Below are 6185 nucleotides of genomic sequence, written 5' to 3'. Positions count from 1 at the left end.
ATCCTTTCATAAAGGGAGCGGTAGAACCATAATTTTTGGCAATATAGTCAGCCATTAGAATCGTCTTTAGTAGTTATTTCACCTGCTGTGAGTGAATATTAGACCGAAATGCTGTGATTGAAGAAGATGAAGTTTAAGGAACTATCAGTTATTGATTAACTAGCATGATTTCTCAAATCTCTATTAAACAAGATTTTAAAGAAAACCCTTGCAGGATAATATTTTCAAGGGTTCTAAACCAGATTTTGTATTAAGAAATTAGTAAAGAGAGAAATTATCTGGTAATATTGGTAAAAACTTTAACAAATGCGAGAACGATTAGGAAGAAAACAATTCCTTGTCCACCAGCAGGCAGACATATTAGAAAGAAGATAAACCATTTCCAAGGAAAGGCATTAGTCTCTATACTACCACCACCCCTATCATCTTGGTCATATTTAATCTTACCCATAATTAATTGTTTCTCCCCTGCAACATAGATTTATTTATACCTAAAATAACCTAACTTCAATTAGTCTTTACCTAACTTAAGTTACATTTTTATGTTAGGATTACATCAGTGTTTCAGTATTGAGATTATGGCATCCAGTGATGAGAAGTTTGTAGAAGCCGCAAATGAGTGGGATTTAGAGACGTTGTATAATGATCTAGCATCTGAGAAGTGTAAACGTCTTACACCAACAGAAAAGCTACACCTGCGAGGGTTGCTTTTGGGCTATAGTCCTGCTGAAATTGCGGATAAGCTAAACAAGCAAGTTAGAAGTGTAGAAACAGATGTTTGCGCGACTATATACAGATATGTTAAGGGTTTGGTGGGAAAATCTCATGAGAAAATGGATAATTGGCGCAGTGTAAATGAGTGGTTAGAAGAAGCAGGATACAAAACAGAAACTACAAATAATAATCGAGAAACTGTTAACTTTGAATCTGTAGATATTATTGGTAGAATCGCTAGTATTAAATTTTGTAAGAAGAGAATCACAATTGAAATAGATACAATTGAGGTTGATTTATTAGGGAAAGATAAATCTTCCAATGAACCACTTTGATCTATAATCAACTTAAAGTTATTATTTAATCATAAACTTAAATTCTAATTTAGATAAGACAATGACAGAAAACATAGATCATGACCGCTTATTCAAAGAACTAATATCAACCTTTTTCATAGAATTTATAGAATTATTCTTTCCTCAAGTTCTCGAATATATAGACACTGAATCAATTATATTCTTAGACAAAGAAATATTTACTGATGTCACCGCAGGAGACAAATATGAAACTGACCTAATAGCGAAAGTTAAATTTTTAGGTCAACCTTCTTATTTTGTGATTCATATTGAAGCGGAATCAGGTGCAAGAGCGAAATTCAATCAAAGAATGTTTCGTTATTTTGCCAGATTAGATGAAAAATTGGACTTACCAATTTATCCCATAGTTATATTTTCCTATGACTCACCCAAAACCGTAGCTGTAAATAACTATCAAATCAACTTTCCTGATTTTCAAGTGCTAAAATTTAATTATCAAGTAGTGCAACTGAATCAACTCAACTGGCGAGACTTTTTGACCCGTGCAAATCCAGTTGCATCGGCTTTAATGTCAAAAATGAGGATAGCGCCAGAGGACAGGCCAAAAGTCAAAGCAGAATGTTTAAGGTTATTAGTCACCTTAAAATTAAATCCAGCCAAAATGCAATTAATATCAGGTTTTATTGACACATATCTGAGATTAAATAAACTAGAAAAAGAGAAATTTCAAACAGAAATAGGTACATTAATCAAAGAAGAAAAGGAGGAAGTTATGCAAATTGTCACTAGTTGGATGGAAGAAGGAATTGAAAAAGGAATTGAACGAGGGATTGAACGAGGAATTGAACGAGAAAAAAATTTAATTATCCGTTTAATTAATAGGAAGTTTGGACAAATCAATTTAGAATTAGAAACAAAAATTAGAAGTTTAAATATAGAAATCATTGAAACTTTGGGAGAGGCAATATTTGATTTAGATACTGTAGAAGATTTGCAAAATTGGTTAGGAACGCAAATTTAATAACCTGCAATTCTGATTTAACGTGGAATGGTGCGTTACGCTGTCGCTAACACACCCTACTTTTGCACTTTATTTAATTCACATTCCTTAGAGAATGTTTAAGGTTATTAGTCACCTTAAAATTAAATCCAGCCAAAATGCAATTAATATCAGGTTTTATTGACACATATCTGAGATTAAATAAACTAGAAAAAGAGAAATTTCAAACAGAAATAGGTACATTAATCAAAGAAGAAAAGGAGGAAGTTATGCAAATTGTCACTAGTTGGATGGAAGAAGGAATTGAACGAGGAATTGAACGAGAAAAAAATTTAATTCTCCGTTTAATTAATAGGAAGTTTGGACAAATTAATCTAGAATTAGAAACTGAAATTAGAAATTTAAATATAGAAATCATTGAAGCTTTGGGAGAGGCAATATTTGATTTAGATACTGTGGAAGATTTGCAAAATTGGTTAGATAATCTTTAATATATGAGTAACGAAACCTTACAAGCAAGTCGGGAATGGTGGTCACAAAGGTGGCTAGATTTACTTGATTCTTACCGATTTAAAAAGCGATTAGAACGGGCAAGAAATTATTCTCGACAAGGAAATGTTCTGAGTATTAAATTTAAGGCTGGGAAGGTATTAGCTAGAGTACAAGGTAGTGAAGTAGAACCTTATAAAGTTTCTTTATCTCTTGATGCTTTTAGTGAGGAAGAATGGGGTTATGTGGTGGAAACTATGTCTCAAAAAGCGATTTTTGCGGCTAAGTTATTAGCGGGAGAAATGCCACAAAATATTGAAGAGGTTTTTATCAGTAATGGTTTATCATTGTTTCCCTTTACTCTTACTGATGTTCATAGTAAATGTTCCTGTCCTGATAAAGCCGTTCCTTGTAAACATATCGGTGCTGTATATTATCAATTAGGCGATCGCTTTAGTGAAGACCCTTTTGTATTATTTCAACTACGTGGACGCACCAAAGAGCAAATTATCGGCGATTTACGGCAATTACGTAGTAGTAAAAATGTCGAGACAATTCAGGAAACATCGGCAATTCAACCAGAAGTTTCTGAACATCAATATCCGATTAAAATAGATAATTTTTGGCAATATAATCAGCCATTAGAATCGTCTTTAGTCGTTATTTCACCTGCGGTTAGTGAAACAGTATTAGACACATTAGGGACAATTCCTTTAGCCAAAGATGAGGAAAATACAACTAATTCTCCTGCTGGTGAATTGGTGATGAAATATTTAAAAGCCGTTTATCAAGATGTCAGTCAAAAGGCATTTTTAGCAGCGATGAATGTAGGGGGATGAATATTTTTAGTTATTGTTGATGTCCCCATAGCCTCACAGCCTTGGTGATCTTAACATCTCTTTTAGGGTGCGTCAAAGTTGATAACTCAGTAATAATAAACATATTTTCAACATCTGACACACCCTAAATTGTTATCTAAAATTGGTAAGAAACACCAACAGAAAAAACAGGATAAATATTTAACCAGTTCAGATCATCCTCTAATTGTTTTCTTTCTTTTTCGATATCAGCTTGAATTTGATTTAGTAAGAGTGGATTAGCTCCAATAGGTGTCATCTCTACTTTTGGAGATCCAGCAAACATTATCCCTGAATTTACTGAAAATGACCAACGTTTACCAGGTTTAACGACATTACCCCAACCAATACCAATAAATGGTGCGACACTATTGGGAAAGGAAACCTTGGTTTTTACTGATTGGAGTTGAGTTGTGGTGTCATATTCTGTGTTACCAATTTGGATTTTTCGACCATCAGTGGGTTTTGCAGTTCCTTCCAAATTATTATCTTGAAATACCAAGCCACCAGTCAACCTAAAACCAAGGTTTTTCCAAGGATGGTAGTCAACTAAAGTAGAAACATTGAATAGGTTGAGGTTAGCATTATAATTGACTCCAGATTCATCAATATCTGTATCTATTCCTAAGCCATTGATGCCTAATTTAGCATTGACATTAGGTGTTATGGATTTAGTGACTGTTGCACCAACACCTAGTGTACTAATTTCAGGTGTAACTGCCCAACCGCTTGTTTTTACAGGAGTTTGGCTTGCTTCTTCCGTAGGTTTAGATTCTTCTGGCTGTGGTTTAGATTCTTCCATTTGTGGTTTTGATGGAGTAGAAAGCTCAGAACAGCGAGAATTTAAAGGATAACTTTTGCAAAATATATCTAAATCTAGTGGTCTTTTTGCCAGTAAATCACCAGCACTATAACTAAAAGATCCTGGTTGAGGAGGAGTTTCAGTTTTTTCAGGGGTGATTGATGTGGCAATAACTTCATTTGTAACTACTGGCTGAGTAATTGCTTCTGCAACAACTTCCTCAGCAATAACAACTTGATTTATTGATGTCCCCATTACCAAACCAGCCGTGACTGTTAATACAGACGTGCTGAACTTTAGCGTATTCATTACTTGATCCTTAATAAGATTTATTTGTTACATTGTATATTAGCAGCAATGTTTAATTATTGTAAGTACCTGTGCAAAATTTATTTTAAATTTTTACTTTTGCTTAACAAAGCTTAATGTGTGAACTTACACAGAAAACTACAAAAAAAGCCCTTGCGGTTAGGCAAGAGCTATCAAAAGCATCATATTGTCAGTAATGAAATTAAGCCTAGAAAAACCTAGTCGAGGTCAGGCATAAACATTACTGGTTCTGTTTCACGGTTAATACCCTTCTCAAAACCACCAGCAGCAGCACGGGCGCGGCCTGCGTGCCATAGGTGACCAATCAAGAAGAAGAATCCTAAAACGAAGTGTGAAGTCGCCAACCAAGCGCGAGGAGACACATAGTTGAAGGAGTTAATTTCTGTAGCCACACCACCCACAGAGTTCAAAGAACCCAAAGGCGCGTGAGTCATGTATTCAGCAGCGCGACGAGCTTGCCAAGGCTGAATATCATTCTTGATTTTTTCCAAATCAAGACCGTTAGGTCCACGAAGAGGCTCTAACCAAGGACCACGAAAATCCCAGAAGCGCATGGTTTCACCACCGAAGATGATTTCACCGGAAGGAGAGCGCATGAGGTATTTACCCAGACCGGTAGGACCTTGTGCAGAACCGACGTTAGCACCCAAGCGTTGGTCACGAATCAAGAAGGTTAAAGCTTGTGCTTGAGAAGCTTCAGGACCAGTAGGACCGTAAAATTCGCTGGGGTAAACGGTGTTGTTAAACCACACCATAACGCAAGCAATGAACCCCATTAAGGAGAGCGCACCTAAGCTGTAGGATAGGTAAGCTTCACCAGACCAAATGGAGGCACGACGTGACCAAGCAAAAGGCTTAGTGAAGATGTGCCAAATACCACCGGCGATACAAGTGAAAGCAATCCAAATGTGACCGCCGATAACATCTTCCATGTTATCAACGCTAATAATCCAGCCTTCGCCACCGAAGGGAGCTTTGATTAGATAGCCGAAGATGATTGCGGGGTTGAGTGTGGGATTAGTAATCACACGCACATCACCACCACCTGGGGCCCATGTATCATAAACTCCACCGAAGAACATAGCCTTCAGCACCAACAACAACGCACCACACCCCAGGATGATGAGGTGGAAGCCGATGATGTTGGTCATTTTGTTCTTGTCTTTCCAGTCATAACCAAAGAAGGCAGAATATTCTTCTAAGGTTTCAGGACCACGAACGGCATGATAAATACCGCCAAATCCTAGAACTGCGGAGGAAATGAGGTGCAGTACACCGACAACAAAGTAGGGGAATGTATCAAAAACTTCACCACCTGCACCAACGCCCCAACCTAGTGTGGCGAGGTGAGGAAGCAGAATCAAGCCTTGTTCATACATAGGCTTCTCTGGGACAAAGTGAGAGACTTCAAACAAAGTCATTGCTCCAGCCCAGAAGACGATCAAACCAGCATGGGCAACGTGAGCGCCAAGCAGTTTACCAGATAAATTGATTAAACGGGCGTTGCCGGACCACCAAGCGAAGCCGCTTGATTCTTGGTCGCGGCCACCACTAATAACTCTATTAGAGAGCGTTACCACGTGGAAGTACCTCCTCTGGGAATACGAACTGTTCGTGGGGTTGATCTTGAGGAGCCATCCAAGCACGGATACCCTCGTTCAACAAAATGTTTTTGG

The 6185-nt window shown here is 37.3% G+C and carries 7 protein-coding genes and 1 pseudogene; 4 read left to right on the top strand and 4 right to left on the bottom strand.

Features of this window, described 5'->3' with window-relative positions:
• Positions 1-274 precede the first annotated feature (274 nt).
• Positions 275-451, bottom strand: coding sequence for a hypothetical protein (locus FJR05_RS03720; RefSeq protein ID WP_168642863.1), 177 nt, complete (start codon positions 449-451; stop codon positions 275-277).
• A gap of 127 nt (positions 452-578) precedes the next feature.
• On the opposite strand from FJR05_RS03720, the gene FJR05_RS03715 reads away from it, so the two are divergent.
• The 4 genes from FJR05_RS03715 (at position 579) to FJR05_RS03700 (ending at position 3359) form a co-directional block, all read left to right on the top strand.
• On the top strand, positions 579-1049 hold the full coding sequence (locus FJR05_RS03715; RefSeq protein WP_168642862.1) for a helix-turn-helix domain-containing protein: 471 nt from the start codon (positions 579-581) through the stop codon (positions 1047-1049).
• A 61-nt stretch (positions 1050-1110) separates the two neighbouring features.
• Complete coding sequence (locus FJR05_RS03710) at positions 1111-2052, top strand: DUF4351 domain-containing protein (protein WP_168642861.1); 942 nt, start codon at positions 1111-1113, stop codon at positions 2050-2052.
• 137 nt (positions 2053-2189) lie between these two features.
• Complete coding sequence (locus tag FJR05_RS03705; RefSeq protein ID WP_254446685.1) at positions 2190-2522, top strand: DUF4351 domain-containing protein; 333 nt, start codon at positions 2190-2192, stop codon at positions 2520-2522.
• Between the two features lie 3 nt (positions 2523-2525).
• Positions 2526-3359, top strand: a complete 834-nt coding sequence (locus tag FJR05_RS03700) for an SWIM zinc finger family protein (protein ID WP_168642860.1) — start codon at positions 2526-2528, stop codon at positions 3357-3359.
• A 136-nt stretch (positions 3360-3495) separates the two neighbouring features.
• Here the strand turns inward: FJR05_RS03700 and FJR05_RS03695 are convergent, their stop codons facing one another.
• From FJR05_RS03695 to FJR05_RS03685, 3 genes and pseudogenes are all read right to left on the bottom strand, one after another.
• Positions 3496-4488 carry a hypothetical protein gene (locus FJR05_RS03695; protein ID WP_168642859.1) on the bottom strand — a complete coding sequence of 331 codons (993 nt, stop codon included), beginning with the start codon at positions 4486-4488 and terminating at the stop codon, positions 3496-3498.
• A gap of 218 nt (positions 4489-4706) precedes the next feature.
• Positions 4707-6089 carry a photosystem II reaction center protein CP43 gene (gene psbC / locus FJR05_RS03690; protein WP_168642858.1) on the bottom strand — a complete coding sequence of 461 codons (1383 nt, stop codon included), beginning with the start codon at positions 6087-6089 and terminating at the stop codon, positions 4707-4709.
• Positions 6073-6185, bottom strand: a pseudogene (locus tag FJR05_RS03685) (photosystem II D2 protein (photosystem q(a) protein)); the annotation flags it as partial. The pseudogene FJR05_RS03685 and the gene psbC, both read right to left, overlap by 17 nt.

Source organism: Dolichospermum sp. UHCC 0259 (assembly GCF_009711935.1).
In the GTDB taxonomy this organism is placed as follows: domain Bacteria; phylum Cyanobacteriota; class Cyanobacteriia; order Cyanobacteriales; family Nostocaceae; genus Dolichospermum.
The sequence above is the reverse complement of the archived record's forward strand: the minus strand, read 5'-3'. Positions and strand labels throughout refer to the sequence as shown.